The sequence below is a fragment of the Sphingobacterium arenae genome (assembly GCF_014692505.1).
GTDB lineage: Bacteria > Bacteroidota > Bacteroidia > Sphingobacteriales > Sphingobacteriaceae > Sphingobacterium > Sphingobacterium arenae.
In genome coordinates this window covers 104487-122404 of the sequence record NZ_JACNYK010000006.1, presented here as the reverse complement: position 1 = coordinate 122404, position 17918 = coordinate 104487, and the positions used below count along the sequence as shown (strand labels likewise).

The window sequence follows — 17918 nt, the reverse complement described above, 5'->3', positions numbered from 1 at the left end:
CCAGCCCCAAAATAGACAGAAATCGCTTTGTTGGCGATTTCTGACTAAATTTCCTTGTGTTGTTACGCAAACCCATGCTTACTGTTGTAGGTTCAACGTAATAGGCAATGTGTAAGCTACACGCACAGGACGACCGTTCTGAATACCCGGCTTCCAAGGTTTTGCTTTTTTCAACACATTCACAGCTGCCGTACCGGTACCGTATGATAAATCTTTCACCACTTTGATATCCGTCAAACTACCGTCACGCTCTACTACAAACGAAACTACAACTTGTCCTTTCACACCCGCGTCAATAGCCCCTTGCGGGTAGCTATAGTTACGTCCAACCCATTCCCGGAAGGCATTTAAGCCCCCATGAGGTTCAGGATTCACCTCTACTGCAGTAAAGATTTTGTCAGCACCACCATCTGGATCGCCGGTAGCACTACCTGTAATCTGTCCTTCGACTTTTTTCGGACCAAATTCTCCGGTAGGCACACCCGATGCTCCCTTTGTACCCTTCAAGGTAATACGTGCCGGTGTTTTATTTTCTTTTTTAATTTCCTCTTGCGAGACCACTTCCTCTTTCACCTGACTTTCAGGCACCACCTTCGGCTCCGGGAAGCGCACCAAGTCTTCTGCTGGTGGTTCCTGTGCAATACGTTGAGGTGGTTCTTCCTCCTGTGGAAGTGGTTCTTCTTCCTCTTCTTCAGGCTCCGGTATATCCAAATCTTCCAGTGTCACCTCCGTTATCACGGGAGCTTCTTCCACTGGTTTATCCGGAAATACTTTAATGTTAAACATTTTTGGAGCACTCAAAACAAGAACAATCGAGACAATCGAAAATAGAGCCACATTGGTTGCTTTCGGAGCAAACTTCCGTAAGTCGTAGGCACCATACTCTTTATTTCTATTCGCAAAAACGACGTCAAGCCATTCTTTTTTGAATATATCTAATTTAGAACCAAACATATTTTACTTAATTATGCGATTAATCGTTAAAAAGACCTTCGCTTTTCAACACTTCTATTTCGTCACTATTGATTTTTGAAATCATGTAGCGTTTTACATCCACAATCCGCATCTCGTCCAAAACATCTACGAGATTACGTTGTACAGATTTTTCGCTCGGTCTGATTACAACAATCAAATCTTTACCTCCTGCGCGCTGAGGCACCTCTTTTTGCATTCTGAGCAATACTTGACGAATTCCTTCTTTACCATAATCTATCGTCGTAGGTGGGTAGATCGGTTTCGCCAATTGACCATAATACCAAGAGATTTTGTTGTCCGATCCCAACAGAAGTGTGATGGAACGATTATCTGCAATTTCCAGGTTGTCGTTTTGATCCATCTTGTTCTTATCAGGCATCGCCACATCCATGGCCTGCGGGGTATTTAGTGACGTTGTTAACATAAAGAAGGTAATCAGTAAGAAGGCTAAGTCTACCATGGCGGTCAAATCGACCTTACCACCGGCTTTCTTGGCTCTTACCTTACCACCTTTATTGCCTTTACCACTATCTTGATTTAATTCTGCCATTTTCTTCTCGTTTATGCGTTTAATTATCCTGTCTCAAACCGGTCACAAAACTAAATTTGTTTTGTTTTTGGTTACGTAGCGTCTCGATAATCAAGTTGATAGCCGGATATTTCTCTTCGGCATCCGCTTTGATCGCTACTTTCATCGGTCCTGGATCCACATATCCTTTTTCGCCTTCGCGTGAACGGTTGAACTCGATCGTTGCCCGACGTGCCTCCTGTACCCAGGAATACAGCTCGTTTGAGTTTGTCTCCGTACTATCTACAGGTATGCCCGGCTGTATACTCTCTGTCCGCTGATCGTTTGGCAACGAAAGCAATTGACGCAAATTCCGCACAGGAACGCCAAACTCTTCCAACTGCTTAAATTTCTCGTATTCCTCCGCTGAAAAATTAACACTATATTTCTGCGATATATTCTTTAACGTGAGTTCCCGTACATTGGGGTTCTTCATACCGAAGAATATTTTGCCGTTTGCTACCGAAATAATTCCCAACCCATCATCCGGCAATTTTTCCGGACTTGACGACTGTGGTGTATCTACCACTAACACTTCAGGTTGACGCGCCGTCGCCGTTAATACGAAGAATGTAAGAAGCAAGAACGATACGTCACACATCGCTGTCATGTCGATGGAGGTACTGGCTCTTTTTACTTTTGCTTTACCCATTTTTCATTTAGCTTATTTTCTTCTTAAAGGCAATAAAGCTTGCATGATCATTTTATTTATCGATCCCCTGTAGTTTTCAGGGTTTCTCATGCGGTTTCTTTACTTCCTTAGTTAATCCTTATTCCTTTACGTCTATGATGCATGCTCTTCACAAATTCCATAAAAGAATTTGAAAAAAGTTGATTTATTATTTGTGGTTTGCAGCGTACGTTTGTACGATGGAAAAACCAGCCTCATCAATAGAATAAGTCAATTTATCTATTTTCGCAGTTAAGATGTTATAAAACACAATCGCAAAAGTAGATGTCGCGATACCTGTCGCCGTGTTGATTAGGGCCTCAGAGATACCGTTTGCTAACGCCGCCGAATCTGGAGCACCGCCTGTTGCCAAAGCCGAGAATGCACGAATCATACCCGTTACTGTCCCTAATAGACCAACCAACGTACCAATAGAAACCAATGTCGCCAAAACGTTCATGTTTTTTTCCAACATCGGCATTTCTAATGCAGTGGTCTCCTCAATTTCCTTTTGGATCGCTACGACAGATTTTTCTGAATCCATATCAACGTTAGCTGAAACATCTTTGTACTTCAATAGACCAGCCTTTACAACGTTTGCTACCGAACCTTTTTGTTTGTCACACTCTGAAATAGCGGAATCAATGCTACCACCGTTGATTAAAGTCTGGATTTTTCTTACGAAGTTACCCACATTACCTGTACCGGAAGCTCTACCGATAACAATAAAACGCTCTACAGCGAATACCCATACCATTAAAAATAGACCTAAAAGGACAGGTACTACGACACCCGCGTGGTAAATCATTCCTAAATAGTTACCAGGAAGAGGCTGATTTTCTCGATTGCCGTCTATAAAGTTTGAAGGATCTCCCATTACAAATCTATAAACGACGATACCAATCACAAAACAAATGATGATTGCTAAACTCGCAAATAAATTACCTGAATTTCCGCTTTCTTGTTTTTTAGCAGGAGCAGTAGTTTTTGGTGCGTTTGCCATTTTACTAATTTTTAGATTTTTACTGTTGTTTAATATTTAATGTTTAATTCAATTTGTGCAATTCAAAAGCACTTATTCTGCTATAAAGCAAAACAAATATACTATTTTGTGTTAAAAATAAAATTTTCTAGACATTAATTTATACATCTTTCAATGCGTCACATATTAGTAAACCATCAGCGGTTCCGTGTCCTTCCCAATATGCTTATTAGCTATACGGATTAACGTTAATACCGCGCTAATATTTTACAATGAAAACCATTTTTTTTGGTTTATGCAAATTAAAAAATCATTAACAGCAAAAAATAAGTAAGTATTTACTCACAAAAAGAAAGTGAATCTTTAACCAAAAACATCATCAAGCAATTGTCATAATTTTACAGTTTTTAGTTCTACTTTTATCTTATTTTAACAAAATAAGTGTCGATAAAACACTAACCTCCAGCCAATTTCACAGCATACCCCTCGGTTTGCAGCAAATCAAAAATCTTCTGTTTAAAATCCCCCTGAATCAAGATCTCACCCTCTTTTGCCGCTCCTCCTACGCCACATTTTTGTTTTAACTTTTTTGCCAGATCGTTCAAATCTGTTTCGGTTCCTACGAAACCTTGTACAATTGTAACAACTTTTCCCTTCCGCGCTTTACGATCTAAAAGCACCTTCAATTTTTGCTTCGCAACAGGCAGCGTCTCTTCTTCGACAGTTCCTTCCATATCGATATAACTAAAATCATCTGCTGTCGAGTAGACGACACCTTCAAAACGTTGTTTTTTCTTTTTCATACTCGTCATTTCTTACTTCATTAACAAATAACCTTCAATGATCTCGGTTTAATCGTAATTTCCAACTTCTTCCCCATTTCCACAGGCTCTCCATCGACATGCACCGGTCCTTTTTCGTCCCGCAGAATAGTAATCTCCTTCCCTGGAATAATTTCCACATACTCCGATTGGTCAGCACTCTTCGTGAACAAGTGAAATACCATTTTTGGAAAGAGATAGAGCGGAAATTTTTTTACGACACATACATCCAGCAAACCGTCATTGATCGATGCTTGCGGCGCGATATAGGCATTGTTACCATACTGAGGGGAATTTGCCACACTAACCATAAAAGCCTCTTTCTGATATTCCTTGCCATCTATCAACAAGGTATAGGTACTAGGTTGGAAATCACTTAACACATTAATAGCCGAACGTAAATAGCCAATCGGCCCTCTGATGTTATCCGTAGCAAAACGGTCACTTACAGAGGCATCAAAACCCAGCCCAGCAATGTTAAAAAAATGTCGCCCGTTCACCACCCCCGTATCGACCTCTGTGGTTTCAAAGCGGTTTATTCGTCGAATGGCGGCCGATTCATTGAGTGGAATGCCCAAATAAAGCGCCAAGCCGTTTCCCGATCCCTCGGGAATGATCCCCAACGGCATATCTGTTCCCGAAATCGCAGATCCCAATTCGTTGATTGTACCATCACCTCCCACGGCTACTACCGCATCATATCTCTCCTCAATCGCCGATCTCCCTAGTTCAAACGCGTGGTTAGCGTGATCGGTGATCTTAAATGTCGGATCAAATTTTTCAAGATCCAGCACCTCCAGCACCTGCTTATTGAACGCCGTCTTCTTTTTCCCTCCTGAAATTGGGTTAATTACAAACAATATTCGTTTACGTTGACGCATATCTTCATCCGAAATAGGTTATAAAGATAACGTTATTTGTGTTCTTTTTTCCCTCAAAAAAGAACCAAAAAAATCGTCGCTTCGAATATTTGAAATAATGTGCAGTGCAATATGCAAATTTCTACATACTTCAAATATTCGGATGCGACTTTTAGTGTCAATTGAGGATTGTGCAATACCGTGTATAATTCCGGTAAATACGTTTACGCTTTACTATGGAATAAGTACCTCTTTGACGTCGGTATAGTTATACCTATTTGTGGCATCAAAAGATATCTGCGAGCGTGCTCCAAATCTAAAAAAATATTTTCTGCTGTAATCCGGGAAAGCCTTTTGGGCTTGAGCAGTTGTAATGGTTAATACAACACCATCGTCATCTAATATCGTCGATGCTGTTAATCCCATTTGGGCCGGATTCAAGATAATGGTATAATTCGGACTGAAGCTAAAATCGCCAACATATTGGTTTTCACTAACAAATAGCCGTGATTCTACCAACGGCGTCCGGTACCGGGGATCTTCACTTCCGTATGTAAGTTTAACCTTGAAGGTTACTGTTCTATCGGCATTTAAAACAGGTTCTCCCATCCATTCTACTTGAAGAATGGGTACTACCTCATATACGCGCTCAACAACCCCTTTTATCTCTAAACGTTCTTCTTCTAGCGGCACAAACGCTCCTGACGGCAGGATACCATAGTAACCTGAGAAAATCTTGTCATTATAAAATGAGCCATCCATTTTACAATTGAAATCATACGGTTGCGGCTTATCGTCCCAACTATATTCCATCATTCGAATACGTATCCCCGTATTCCCAATTGCTGTCTGAAATGGCTTTCCACTGTTTTTGTCGACGAACTTCCCTTTAAAGGTTTCTTGAGGCGCCGGAAAATTGTCCTGTTCACAACCCGTGGTCATGAAGAGCAACAGACATATCTTTGTAAGAAGTTTTAATGCTTTCATATCGTTAAAAGTCTTTTTTTTTTAAATAATTCACCGCTCATTAATACCCTGGGTTTTGTCTGCAATTCGGATTTTTTGTTATTTCCGCAGGCGGAATCATTTGATAATAATTACGGCTATCAAAATTGAAGATATAATTTGCACCACCACCTTTAGACTCCATGTAGCGGGCATCCAGAAAATACTTATCGGCGTCAGTTGAATAAAAAGGATACAATACTCTATAACGCTTATTGCTCTGTTCAGCCTCCATAATTCTCCATCTCTTAAGATCCCAATATGTTTTGTGTTCGAATGCCAGTTCTTTTCGACGCTCTGTACGGATGGTATCTATACTATTGATCGCACTGGGCGAAACCAAAAGCGTTGCGCCGGCCCTTTCTCTTATCTGGTTGATGCAGTCAAAGGCATCTTGCCTATAATCTCCTCCACCAGAAGAAGCCGCTCCAGCTGTAAGGAGTTCATAGGCCGCCTCTGCCCGGTTCAACAATACCTCAGCATAACGTATCTCTATCCAGCTCTGCGTCGATTTATTTCCGTTATTATCTGTCTGTTCAGGGTTGAGGTATTTTCGCAGATAGAATCCGCTGATATTACCGAAATCCCAACCAGATACGACACCACTTTCGCCAGATCTCTTTTTTCTGCTGCCATCTTTCAATGTAATCTGATTGCCCGGGTCATTGTTAAAAGCAAAATTGCTCGAAAGCTTAAGCGGGCTCGATTCATTATAGACATTTGTATAATTCACCACACTACCAGCAGGCATTAAAGGCGAAATACCATTTTGACTCGACCCAGTCCATATCCCTCTTCGTATATCAATTGTCTGTCCCATAAATTCGGACATCGGCAGAATAACCGTGCCTTTCAATCGAGGTTCTGCATTGACAAATGCATCTAACGGAGATGCATACAATTTGTATTTATCGTTTGCATCCAAAAACACAAAATGACCGTCTGCATCCTTTTCGATTCCATCAAACATTTCGATAAAGTCCAAGGTGGGGCAGAGTTCCGAGTTATTTCCACCGGAAGAAGTTTGCATAGGCTGTGCCGAGTCATCAAAATTGTGCAGACTTTCGGGATCTTTGTAGTAGCGTACAAATATATTCTCGTAAGTATCTTTGAGGAAAATATGGGTGAAATTTTGCGCTTGCGCCTCTGCATCGTCAGCTACCCATTCGTCTTTATACAAGCGGTGCTTCGTTGTCTCGTCCAGAATCCTACTGGCGTCATATGCAGCTTTAAAGTAATCCGTTGCCCTTTGAGACGGTATTCCGCAGATTCTGTTTCCTCTGTCAATTTCTTCAATTGTGTTATACTTGGCTATCGAACCGGCGTGTAGCATAACACGGGATTTGAATGCTGCTGCCGCATATTTTGTCGCCCTACCCTTTTGATTGTTTTCTGGAAGGTTGTTCATTGCAAAATCGAGATCTTCTCCTATAAAATCCCATATTTCTTCCTCAGCAGCACGGGGCAACAAGGTCTCTTCGAGACTTACCGAAGCCGGATAATCGATAACCATATCCACCTTAGGAACTCCCCCATAACGCTTTACCAGAGAATAATAAATAAAGCCTCGGATAAACCGGGCCTCCGCTAAATAAGTTTTAACCTCATCTTCCGAATGAAACTCCTGGTATTGCGGAAGAGTTTCCAAAAGCATATTTGCTGTCCGGATGGCTGCATACGCGGCGTCCCAATAACTTGCGTTTTCCGCATCGGCTCCCTGCGTGTCTCTTCCGAGCGCTTCGCCAGTCAATGCAGATTGTTGTTTGTATTTTGTTCCTCCATTATTAAATAGCCCGTTTGTTTCATAGTTATATCGGAAATCCTCCATAGGCAGTGTACTATACATTCTTGCCATATAACTTAAAACGCCTTCACTTGTCCCAAAAATCTCGGGATCACTGATGATATTCTTAGGTGGTATATCCAGTTTCGTACAACCGGCTACTATCAACAAGAAGAATGCATATATAAATTGATGTACTTTCATGGTAATTGAAGTTAAAAATTCACGTTTAAACCGACTGATATTGTTTTGTTTAACGGATAGCTATATCCATAATCGCCTAGGCCGCCTCTAGATACATCTGGATTAGAATAGAATTCCGGGTCCATATATCTTAGTTTAGTGAATGTTAACAGGTTATAAGCGTTCACATAGAGCCTCACCTTTTTAAGGTTGACTTTGGTCAGCCAGTCCGAAGGAAGGGAATATCCTAATTCTATCGATTTCAATCGGATATAAGCCGCATTTTGAATATTAAATTCAGAATTATAATTCGGATTCGTGCCCGTAAAAGCATAATCTCCCTCTATCCATTCTGTAGCCGGATCGTAAGGACTGGCCTCTGGGTTTGTGGGGCGCCACCGGTTTAGAAATTCGGTCAATGCATTGGTATCCGACCACAGGGGTTGGTATAAAAACTCCCGCGCAGCAAAATACCGCTTTCCCGCCCCTTGCCACAACATATTGAGGTCAATTCCTTTCCAGCTAGCAGATAAGGTAATACCATAGTTTATCAAAGGTACCATGCCGTTGACAGCTAGCGGATGTACGTCCAGGTCACTAATTTGTCCGTCACCATTCCAATCGAGATATTGATAGTCACCCAATGTCGAACCTCGACTGATATAGGTTGTATTGTAATAGAGGTCGTCCCAATCTGTAATAATACCATCGCCCGCATACCCCCACCAAATGTTATTGTAGCGTTGGTTATTATTCTGACGCCAGTTTAGGTAAGAGTTGCCCGCTCTAGCTCGTTCAAAATGCAGTGTTTTTACGCGTGTGTAAGAAATGTTTCCTGCAATCCTGTAAGAAAGGTCCTTCCATTTATCTGCATGATATAATTCAAGTTCGATACCTCTTGTCAAGTCGCTGTTGAGATTTTCCTGAGGTTGGGCGGCACCAACAATACCGGGAAGCGACTGGCTACGGGTAGCTAAGAGGCCGTGTCGTTTGCGTTGAAAAAGCTCTAATGTACCGCCGAATTTACCCGTCCAGGCATCAAAGTCAAGTCCCAAGTTGAACATATCTGATTTATACCAGGTGATCGCTCTGTTCGCAATACCCTTATCGCTGGAGCTGTTGATAAAATTTCCGTCGAATACATATCCGGAAGGTAAGCTGACACTGCTTCCCCCGGTAGCAGGATAGTAATATCCTGTTAAGAAGTTGTAATCATTTGTTGCGGCATCATCCAACATTCTCCCATAGGAAGCCCTTACCTTGAATAGGTTTATGAAATTTAAAGAAGAATTTTTCATAAAATCTTCTTCCGATATCACCCAGCCCGCCATGACAGCAGGCGTACCTGCCCAGCCCGACTGTCCCGAAAACCGTGAAGACGATTCATACCGATAAGTAAACTCCGAGAGATATTTGCTCTTATAGTTATAAGCTAAACGACCGACGTACGCATGATAAGCATAATCGTATAACGAACCGCTGCTTACACTTTGATTTATTTGCATTTTATCCGTTATTCCCGCAAATATCTGGTCCAGTGGTAACGCCAACTGCCTACTGCCGTAGAAGTTGTCGCCCTCACGATGGGTATTTTCAAAGAGCGCCATGGACGAAATGAAATGATCTTCAAATTGTTTTTCATAGCCTATTTGCACATTCCATAGGTTAGCATCTTTTCCATAAAAATACCTTGCCACCCGGTTAGGTGCATCACTTTGTGCGTTCCATGTCCTTGGGTTTCCTCCAGAGTCATACAGCTGGTAAGCTTTACTGAATTCCTTATTTTCATTTAAGGTATAATCGTAGCTATATAATCCCTTTACATACAGCCCATCTAGAAATGGAGCGTCGTATCGTAAAGAGAAATTGGATTGGAACCATTTGCTTCGGTATTCATTTTTACCGACCAGATCACTATCCATCATAGCCGCCGGATTTTGTAACCCCCCATTTGACGGTTGCCAATATTTTGTCTGTTCGTCATCATAGAATACCCGGTCCATAGGTTGCATGAGCCACATGCCGCGGATAATATCCGACGAACTATAAGGTGTTGATTGGCGATCATCCAACGTGCCGGCAAGATTCATGTCAAACACCAGATTGTCCGTTATTTTAGCCGAAATATTCGATCGCAAATTGAATATTTCGTAATTAATAGCGTTGGTGCGTAAAAAGCTTTCCTGTTTTTGCAGCCCTAAGCTGGAATAAAACGATATTCTATCGCTTCCCCCCGATGCATTAAGGGTATGCATCTGCTGTGGAGCACTATTTCTGAATATAGCGGACACCCAATCCGTACTCTTCAGTTCGCCACTTCTATATTGTTCTATTTGTTCATCCGTATACGGGCGGGTAGGGTTATCCACATTATGGGAGCTTCGTTCGTTATAGAGTGTCATCCAATCTACGGCATCTACCAGTTTTGGAAAATTTGACGGCCGTTGCCAGAGCATGCTGCCGGAATAACTAAGATCGATTTCCCCTTGCGCTCCTTTTTTGGTCGTAATGAGTATAACGCCATTTGCCGAGTTTACACCATATATCGCAGCTGAGGCGTCTTTCAATACCGAAATGCTCTCTATGTCTTCCGGATTGAGACGTGCCATGTTATTACGGGGTACACCGTCAATAATAATCAGTGGGGAGCCCAGCCCGCGTATGTCCATAGAATTATTGAACTGGCCCGGTTCAGCTGAATTCTGTACAACACGCAACCCAGGAATTTTACCTGTCAACATATTGGGAAGGCTCTCGTTTTTGGTCGTGACGATCTCTTCGCCTTTAATAGCAGATACCGCTCCTGTCATTGTTTTCTGGGCTTGCTGGCCATATCCCACCACCACAATCTCTTCGACCATCTGGTTATCATTCTCCATGCTAATCCGGATATCGTCCGTGGTCGTAACAACGTGTTCTACAGGTTTGTAACCTATATATTGAAAGGTAAGCGTGCTCCCCGGGGCAACGGTAATGGTGAACCTTCCCTTGTCATCACTCGTCGTCGTATTTTTAGCGTTCTTTTCACTAACGGTGACTCCTTTGAGCAGCCCGAGTTTGTCTTGTACTACACCGCTTATGACGACTGGATTTTGGCCCTGTCCAAATGATGCTGTAACTATCAGAAACAGCGCCCATGTTAAAACTGTTATTCTGTACATTTATCTATAGGTTTTATTGGAAATGAATAATAAAGATCCGTTAATGGGAGTATTCGTTTTGCTCATATCTTTTCATGGTTTATAGTATGGTATTTTTAAATTCTCTATCCGCCATCGCAAAATATGGGAATAAGATCACATATCGTTTTATTTATATGTTCATACAAATATAATTTGTGCATATTTAATATCAAAATAAAAAACTCGTTATTTTTTATTTTTTTGACAGTGGATGAACAACTTATTACAATATAAATAATTAATAATCAGCGTTTATATTCGTTTTCATACAAAAAATAGGTTAGTATGTAATATTTTCTCTTCATATAAAAACGAATCTCTAACCCATTATATCTTCCCTATGTACCAACAAATTAGTGATATGATTTATTGATCATGATCAAGTTGATGGAGAGCAAAATTATAGGCACCAATGGCAATGGCTCGATTCGTGCCGAGAGAAGAAACGGCTATGGCAGTCTGTTTTCTTTCGTTATATCTAATGTCCATTTTTACCGATTCGGCGTTCTTGAAAGAGATAAATCTATTTTCGGACGCGCTAGCGTAGAATTTCTGCTGGTCGTTGACATCTGTTAAATCAAAGACCTGCGTCTCCAGTCTATTGAAGGAGTCTCCGGAGAAGGTATGCAAGGATGTCCGCAGCTCCTCCATGAGCGCGGGCATAATGAATTTTTGAGCCCCCATCAGTCCACCTCCCAATACCACTAACCCATCCACAATGGCTATCATATGGGCTATACTGTCCGCAGCCACCTCACCGAGCAGTTCAAAGCTTCGGATAGCCGCTTGTTGATGCCCCTTCTTTTTGCCTTCTGCAATTTCAAAAATATCCTGAGGGGTAAGGTCAGCAGCATGTACACCAGCGAGGTTGCCATACTCCCGTATAATCCCTCTTATACTTACGTTTTCTTCGGCCAGCATTGTTGGATATCGCTTGTTTCGGAAAGTCCAGATATCACCACCACAGCCATTATCTCCGTCGAGTAAGATGTTGTTGATCACCACCCCCGACCCAAAGCCCGTTCCAAAGGTTAATCCAATTAAGTTTCGGTATTTCCGGCCACCATTTTTGTTTTCCAAAAGTTGATTGATCGCCGGCAGTGCACCAGCCAACGCTTCTCCATAGGCAAATAAATTGCCATCGTTATTTATAAATACCGGCAATTTAAAATATTGTTGTAAGTAAGGGCCCAATGGTACACCGCCACGGAAAGCAGGAAAATTGGGTAAATCACCTATAATTCCGTTTTTGTAGTCGGCAGGACCGGGAAAGGCGAAACTTATCGCCACGGGAGGTTGCGAGCCGCTCGTTTGGAGCAGTGCGACCGAACGGCTGAAACCTTCGATTAATATTTTTAGACATTTACCCAGATCATTTGGGGAAGCCGGTAGCGTAAATGAAGGGATAATTTCTTTATTACCTTGTATAGCCGAAAATGCAAAATTCGAACCTCCGGCATCTAGCGTGAGTACAGTTCTGTTGTCAAATTGGTACATTATTGGATGTTTTTAGGTGCAAACTTGAAGGAAATCGCCAGAAGATAAAGCACAAGTATCAATAATAAGCTGAAGCCGAATGTAATGTCCGTTTTTTGGGTAACAAAGCCTATGATAGGCGGAATGATAGCGCCGCCAGCAACACCCATGATCATTAAAGATGATATCTCATTTTGTTTATCTTGTTTCCGTTGTAAGGCAAAGGTAAATAGAATCGAAAAGACGTTTGCACAACAAAACCCCATTAGGATAATACCCAAATAAATTATCCAATTTGTTTGGTTGAGCAAGATCAATAGTACCCCTAGAACAGCCACCAACATATTTATTTTCAGAAATCTAGCCGGAGCAATGCGTAACAACAGAAAAGAGCCCAGAAAAGAGCCTGCAATGCGTGATCCGAAATACAGGCTGGAGCTTAACCCAGCTTTATCGGTTTCCATGCCCAATTTCTCGATAAGCAATTGGGGCGTAAATGTGTTCATGGATACATCGATGCCTACAACGACAAGGATGCCAAAAAAAAGTAGCAGGGTATTCCTGTCGTTCAACAGCCCGATGATGTCACCGAAACCTGATGTTTCCCGGTGACGTATTTTTTCTTCAACAGGTGTAAAATAGAGGTAGATTCCTGTGCCGGCTGATACGAAAGCATACATTAGCAGAGCTAGCTTCCAATCACCGTAATACGAAGCAGCAAAACTGGCGAGGATGGGGCCTAAAAAAGAAGCGATGGCTTTTGTGAATTGGCCGAAGGTCAACATGCCCGCCAGCTTGTCGTCACTTACGATATTGCTTGCCAGTGGATTGATAGCCACCTGCAAGATGGTATTGCCAATACCCAGTAAAACAAAAGCAAAGAGCATGCTGGGGAATGTATAATAAATCGTCGGTATGGTTAATGCGACGATACTTATACCGATGGAAAGGACCACCGTGTTTTTCTGTCCGTATCTATTCATCAACAGACCTGCCGGGATAGAAAATACGGCAAACCATAAAAAAACCATCATAGGTAGTGCTGATGCGGCAAATGTACCTAGGTTAAAATCGACCCGGACAAAATTCGTAGATACGCCTACGATATCGACCATGCCCATTACAAAAAAGCTGAGTAGAATAGGGATAAATACGTTGATGCGATTTGTTTTGGTGCTCATGTTATCCAGATTTTATGCTTTGAAACGGACGTACGCTTTTATGGTCATGCATTCCTTTCCTTCAGACGCGCCGTATGGCCGTATGCTATACTGCCCCAAATGAGCAGGAATAATAAAGGTTTCGGCGTAATGCACAATAAAAGGTTCGAAACTTGCGTCTATACTTTCTACAATAGCTTCTTCGCCTTCGACCAAATTGAGTACGTTCACGCTATCACCTGTATGATGCACAACCTTTTTGCTAAATCGGTGCCTTCTGGTTTCTATAAACTCATGATCATGTAGACCTGTCCGCTCTTCCGACCAGCCATCGCCACTGTTTACCGCTTCTATGGTGTTCACCAGATATTTCATGGTATAGTCGTAATCCCTTTCCCAGTCTATTACTTCCAGACCACGTTCCACATTGATGGGACGAGGTTTGCCATTGAGTCCTAATCTTCCCCAGTCCCACATTTTGAAAGTAAAGTGGTTGGGTGTAGAGCTTATTTCCAGTACTAAGGTCTCCGGTCCGGAGCAATGCACCGTTCCGGCAGGGATCAAAAAATGATCATGTTTTTTTACCGGTATTTTATTAGCATATTTCTCCGCGTCAAACGGCATGATGCTTTGCTGCGCATCGCGTAAGTCTTGTGTCATCTGTGTTTTATCCACTTCGTTCTTCAAGCCCAGATATACCATCGCGTCTTCTTTAGCATCCAGCACATAATAGCTTTCATCTTGTGTATATTTCATTCCAAAATGCTGGCGTATGTAGTGGGTAGTGGGGTGTACCTGAAAACTGAGATACCCGCCGCCTACCGTGTCTAAGAAATCGAACCGAATAGGAAAATCTTTTCCAAAGCGGGATTCTACAGGCCCTCCCAACAATGCCTTTGCACGGAGTAGCACTACATTTATCGATGGGAGTTCAAATGTGGTTCCTTCGATGGAAAACAAAAGGCTGTTTTCCTCTGGCACACAGTCAAAGCACCAGCCATAGTTAACGACTTCTTTGTCTAGATCGCAAACCTCTTTCATCCATTGTCCACCCCACGGTGCCGGAGCAAAAAACGGCACTACACGAAAAGGACGGTTTACCGTTTCATCGACCCCCCGCATAAATGTTGCCTTATCGATGAGTTTAGGTGTATCCTCTATATGGGTATCTATCCACAATGCGATACGATCAAATAGAGATTCTTTATGTGCATCACAGATCAACCAATCGTTGAAATAACATCTTTTGTGCTGGCTCTCAAAAGTATCCTTGCTATTATCTATACCAATACTATGTACGCTGCCTTTTCGCATACGGAGTTGATGTTCCCAACGTGCCAGATCAGCATAGACCAACGTCGCAGAATCAGGAGCCACCAGCGAGGCCCCTATACCTAACACGATAGCACTTCCGTTGTGCTGCTCCAGCTGTTCTTTAGCAGCAGTCAACGCTTCCGGATCAAAATAGTCAACAAGCTTAAGAGGCGTGACATAGCCAAACAAAATGTCTTCCGTAACGTACGGGGCTGTCATATTTCGGATTTCCTCTTCTGATTTTAATAAATCTCGGGTGAGGATAACTTTATCGGGATGAAGGACTTTTAAAGCTTCCGCTATTTCGGACTCGTATACGCCTACATACATATCAATTGCCAGTACACTATTGCTTTCCATAAGTGGACGGAAAATAGAGCGAATATTATCCCATCCAATGTGTATCTGACCGGATATAATGGTAGCGGGATACTTGTCATAATTTGAGCGTTTTTTTTGAGCAGTCATTTGTTTTATTTAATGTATGAACAAATTAAGTATGTGCAAATATATAATTTATTTCTATTTGTCAAACTGTTTTTGAATAAATATTGTTTTATTTCATATTTTTACCTAAAATTTGGCTATTTTGATATATTAGGTATACATGAAAAGCAACTCGTTAGAAAAAAAGGACATAGATCCACTTCATATTCAGGCAGAAACATATTTAAGACAATTGATCGAGAAGGAAGAGTACAAAGCAGGCAAACTACTTCCTACTGAAGTTGAGCTCGCTAAAATGTTGAACATTTCAAGAAATACATTGAGACAAGCTATCAATAAGTTGGTATATGAAGGATTACTGTTACGTAAAAGAGGACATGGAACACGAGTCGTACGGAAGGGGATTGTGGGTGGTGTTAAAAATTGGCTGAGCTTCTCTCAAGAAATGAAGATGCTGGGTATAGAGGTTAAAAATTTTGAATTGCATATTCGCTATACCGATGCTCCCACGGAAATTTCCAATTTTTTTATGCTGGAAGAAAAAGACAATAACAAATGCCTGTTGATGGAGCGCGTTCGTGGTAATACCAGTTATCCATTTGTTTACTTTATTTCTTATTTCAATCCAGATATACCCCTGTCGTCTGACGAAAACTTCCGACGTCCTTTGTATGAGATTCTCGAGAAAGATTTCGGCGTCACCGTAAAGACATCCAAAGAAGAAGTGTATGCGCGGCTAGCGGGAGACTTGGTTGCTCAAAAACTCGAAATCAAGGCTACCGATCCGATATTGGTCAGAAAGAGATTTGTTTATGACGATAAAGGTAGGCCTATTGAATACAATATAGGTTATTACCGTGCAGATAGTTTTACGTATACTATAGAAGCTGAAAGATAGCTTCTATAGTATACGTAGGCATTACTTATTCGTTGCAAAAGGTTCCAGTTTTTTCCTTAGCGTTTGCCGAATCTGGTGATAGGTGGTTTTATCATATACATTATTAACCTCCAAAGGATCTTTTTTAAGATCATATAATTCCCAGTGGTCAAATTCTGTTTGATTCGTCTTTGGGTCTACATTTTTCCAATGGATTAGTTTATAGCGATCGGTCCGTATGCCATAATGCGGCCGTACGCCGCCCACAGCTGGATAGTCATAGTATGCATAATATAACGCATCCCTCCATTTGAGGTTTCTATCTTTTCTGAGGATGGGCATCAGTGATCGGCCGTCCATGTCATCGGGGATTTTTATCCCGGCGGCATCCAATATAGTAGGGGCAAAATCGATATTTTGTACAAGTTTGTCCGTACGCTGTCCCCCTTCAATATGACCGGGATAAGCTATCATCAAGGGTGTTCTGAAGCTTTCTTCATACATGAATCTTTTATCGTAGAGGCCATGTTCTCCCATAAAAAACCCTTGATCCGATGTGTAAACAATAATCGTGTTGTCTTCGAGATCATTTTCTTTCAGATAATCCAGTACACGACCTACCTCTTCATCTACGGATTTGACCGTCTTGCAATAATCCCGGATATAGCGTTGGTACTTCCAACGGATTAGTTCCTTACCTTCCGGTCTGTTCTGTAGGAAATCGTGGTGGATGGAACGGTAGGCTTTGTCCCATACTCTACGTTGTTCGGGATCCAGTCTATCCATGGCAAGCGCCCAGCTATCTCTGATATAGTCTAGGGTAGGCTCATTTTTTAACGCTTCGACCTTTAGATCGAAAGCATACCCCAGGTGTTGTGCAATACTAAGTTCGTGTACTTCCATCTGCCCTCCGCGGGTCGCGTAATCATCAAATAGCGTTGGGGGCTCCGGGAAGGTCACATCCTCATAAGCATATAAATTTTTAAGATCAGGCATCCAGTTTCTATGTGGAGCCTTATGTAAAATGACCAAGCAAAACGGTTCTTCCTTGTCTTTTTCTTTTTCCAGCCAAGTAAGGGCATGGTCGGTAACCAGTGTTGTGGCATACCCTTTTTCCTGTATGTATTTTCCCTCAGTAGTCGGGTTCCGGAAGGCTGGGTTATAATAATCGCCCTGGTCATCAAAAAGATCATAATAAGTAAAACCTTTCGGTTCGGCCGCTAAGTGCCATTTTCCAAATACCGCTGTGGTATAGCCCGCTTTTTGCAAATATTCGGAATAGAACGTTTTGTCCGTATCCAGACCATATCCAAAAAGCATCTGACCATGATTTTTGCTATACATACCCGTCAGCAGGGTAGCCCTGCTGGGCGTACAAATTGAGTTCTCTACAAAAGCTTGGTCGAATACGACCCCGTTTTCCGCTATTCGGTCTATATTCGGTGTTGGCGCCAATTTAGAAATAGGGTGTCCATACGCACTGATCGTTTGAAAGGAATGATCATCAGACATGATCCAGACGATATTGGGCTTTTTATTCCCCTCTTTTTTTACCTGTGGGTTCAAACATGCCAGCATGGTGCATAGCATAAGAGGTAAGCTATATTTTCTCATG

The 17918-nt window shown here is 41.9% G+C and carries 14 protein-coding genes; 1 reads left to right on the top strand and 13 read right to left on the bottom strand.

The window, feature by feature from the left end; translation table 11 throughout:
• Positions 1 to 78: 78 nt before the first annotated feature.
• The 12 genes from H8B17_RS17420 to H8B17_RS17365 all read right to left on the bottom strand — a co-directional run bounded on the left by H8B17_RS17420 (position 79) and on the right by H8B17_RS17365 (position 15447).
• Positions 79 to 954, bottom strand: a complete 876-nt coding sequence (locus H8B17_RS17420) for an energy transducer TonB (RefSeq protein WP_148918578.1) — start codon at positions 952 to 954, stop codon at positions 79 to 81.
• A gap of 19 nt (positions 955 to 973) precedes the next feature.
• The gene (locus tag H8B17_RS17415) at positions 974 to 1525 is read right to left on the bottom strand and encodes an ExbD/TolR family protein (protein WP_190310514.1); all 552 of its coding nucleotides are present in this window, start codon (positions 1523 to 1525) and stop codon (positions 974 to 976) included.
• Between the two features lie 19 nt (positions 1526 to 1544).
• Complete coding sequence (locus H8B17_RS17410) at positions 1545 to 2195, bottom strand: ExbD/TolR family protein (RefSeq protein WP_190310513.1); 651 nt, start codon at positions 2193 to 2195, stop codon at positions 1545 to 1547.
• Positions 2196 to 2382: 187 nt separating this feature from the next.
• Positions 2383 to 3216, bottom strand: a complete 834-nt coding sequence (locus tag H8B17_RS17405) for a MotA/TolQ/ExbB proton channel family protein (RefSeq protein WP_190310512.1) — start codon at positions 3214 to 3216, stop codon at positions 2383 to 2385.
• A gap of 434 nt (positions 3217 to 3650) precedes the next feature.
• Positions 3651 to 3998: a translation initiation factor gene (locus H8B17_RS17400; RefSeq protein WP_190310511.1), complete on the bottom strand. Its 348-nt coding sequence runs from the start codon at positions 3996 to 3998 to the stop codon at positions 3651 to 3653.
• A gap of 20 nt (positions 3999 to 4018) precedes the next feature.
• Positions 4019 to 4897: a diacylglycerol/lipid kinase family protein gene (locus H8B17_RS17395; protein WP_190310510.1), complete on the bottom strand. Its 879-nt coding sequence runs from the start codon at positions 4895 to 4897 to the stop codon at positions 4019 to 4021.
• Positions 4898 to 5110: 213 nt separating this feature from the next.
• On the bottom strand, positions 5111 to 5863 hold the full coding sequence (locus H8B17_RS17390) for a DUF3823 domain-containing protein (RefSeq protein ID WP_190310509.1): 753 nt from the start codon (positions 5861 to 5863) through the stop codon (positions 5111 to 5113).
• A 40-nt stretch (positions 5864 to 5903) separates the two neighbouring features.
• Entirely contained in the window at positions 5904 to 7868 is a 1965-nt protein-coding gene (locus H8B17_RS17385; RefSeq protein WP_190310508.1) for a RagB/SusD family nutrient uptake outer membrane protein, read from the bottom strand.
• 11 nt (positions 7869 to 7879) lie between these two features.
• Complete coding sequence (locus tag H8B17_RS17380) at positions 7880 to 11008, bottom strand: SusC/RagA family TonB-linked outer membrane protein (protein WP_190310507.1); 3129 nt, start codon at positions 11006 to 11008, stop codon at positions 7880 to 7882.
• A gap of 387 nt (positions 11009 to 11395) precedes the next feature.
• Positions 11396 to 12526, bottom strand: coding sequence for an ROK family protein (locus H8B17_RS17375; RefSeq protein ID WP_190310506.1), 1131 nt, complete (start codon positions 12524 to 12526; stop codon positions 11396 to 11398).
• Positions 12526 to 13686, bottom strand: coding sequence for an MFS transporter (locus H8B17_RS17370; RefSeq protein ID WP_190310505.1), 1161 nt, complete (start codon positions 13684 to 13686; stop codon positions 12526 to 12528). The genes H8B17_RS17375 and H8B17_RS17370 overlap by 1 nt, the downstream gene beginning before the upstream one ends.
• 12 nt (positions 13687 to 13698) lie before the next feature.
• Positions 13699 to 15447: a class I mannose-6-phosphate isomerase gene (locus H8B17_RS17365; RefSeq protein WP_190310504.1), complete on the bottom strand. Its 1749-nt coding sequence runs from the start codon at positions 15445 to 15447 to the stop codon at positions 13699 to 13701.
• 139 nt (positions 15448 to 15586) lie between these two features.
• On the opposite strand from H8B17_RS17365, the gene H8B17_RS17360 reads away from it, so the two are divergent.
• On the top strand, positions 15587 to 16324 hold the full coding sequence (locus H8B17_RS17360) for a GntR family transcriptional regulator (RefSeq protein ID WP_190310503.1): 738 nt from the start codon (positions 15587 to 15589) through the stop codon (positions 16322 to 16324).
• 21 nt (positions 16325 to 16345) lie between these two features.
• Here the strand turns inward: H8B17_RS17360 and H8B17_RS17355 are convergent, their stop codons facing one another.
• The gene (locus H8B17_RS17355) at positions 16346 to 17917 is read right to left on the bottom strand and encodes a sulfatase family protein (protein WP_190310502.1); all 1572 of its coding nucleotides are present in this window, start codon (positions 17915 to 17917) and stop codon (positions 16346 to 16348) included.
• Position 17918: the final 1 nt, after the last annotated feature.

Bases quoted from the DNA above. Each gene is read 5' to 3' on its own strand.
- H8B17_RS17360 (WP_190310503.1), top strand. From the start codon at position 15,587: ATGAAAAGCAACTCGTTAGAAAAAAAGGACATAGATCCACTTCATATT.
- H8B17_RS17400 (WP_190310511.1), bottom strand. From the start codon at position 3,998: ATGAAAAAGAAAAAACAACGTTTTGAAGGTGTCGTCTACTCGACAGCA.
- H8B17_RS17415 (WP_190310514.1), bottom strand. From the start codon at position 1,525: ATGGCAGAATTAAATCAAGATAGTGGTAAAGGCAATAAAGGTGGTAAG.
- H8B17_RS17405 (WP_190310512.1), bottom strand. From the start codon at position 3,216: ATGGCAAACGCACCAAAAACTACTGCTCCTGCTAAAAAACAAGAAAGC.
- H8B17_RS17420 (WP_148918578.1), bottom strand. From the start codon at position 954: ATGTTTGGTTCTAAATTAGATATATTCAAAAAAGAATGGCTTGACGTC.
- H8B17_RS17410 (WP_190310513.1), bottom strand. From the start codon at position 2,195: ATGGGTAAAGCAAAAGTAAAAAGAGCCAGTACCTCCATCGACATGACA.
- H8B17_RS17390 (WP_190310509.1), bottom strand. From the start codon at position 5,863: ATGAAAGCATTAAAACTTCTTACAAAGATATGTCTGTTGCTCTTCATG.
- H8B17_RS17385 (WP_190310508.1), bottom strand. From the start codon at position 7,868: ATGAAAGTACATCAATTTATATATGCATTCTTCTTGTTGATAGTAGCC.
- H8B17_RS17355 (WP_190310502.1), bottom strand. From the start codon at position 17,917: ATGAGAAAATATAGCTTACCTCTTATGCTATGCACCATGCTGGCATGT.
- H8B17_RS17370 (WP_190310505.1), bottom strand. From the start codon at position 13,686: ATGAGCACCAAAACAAATCGCATCAACGTATTTATCCCTATTCTACTC.
- H8B17_RS17365 (WP_190310504.1), bottom strand. From the start codon at position 15,447: ATGACTGCTCAAAAAAAACGCTCAAATTATGACAAGTATCCCGCTACC.
- H8B17_RS17380 (WP_190310507.1), bottom strand. From the start codon at position 11,008: ATGTACAGAATAACAGTTTTAACATGGGCGCTGTTTCTGATAGTTACA.
- H8B17_RS17375 (WP_190310506.1), bottom strand. From the start codon at position 12,526: ATGTACCAATTTGACAACAGAACTGTACTCACGCTAGATGCCGGAGGT.
- H8B17_RS17395 (WP_190310510.1), bottom strand. From the start codon at position 4,897: ATGCGTCAACGTAAACGAATATTGTTTGTAATTAACCCAATTTCAGGA.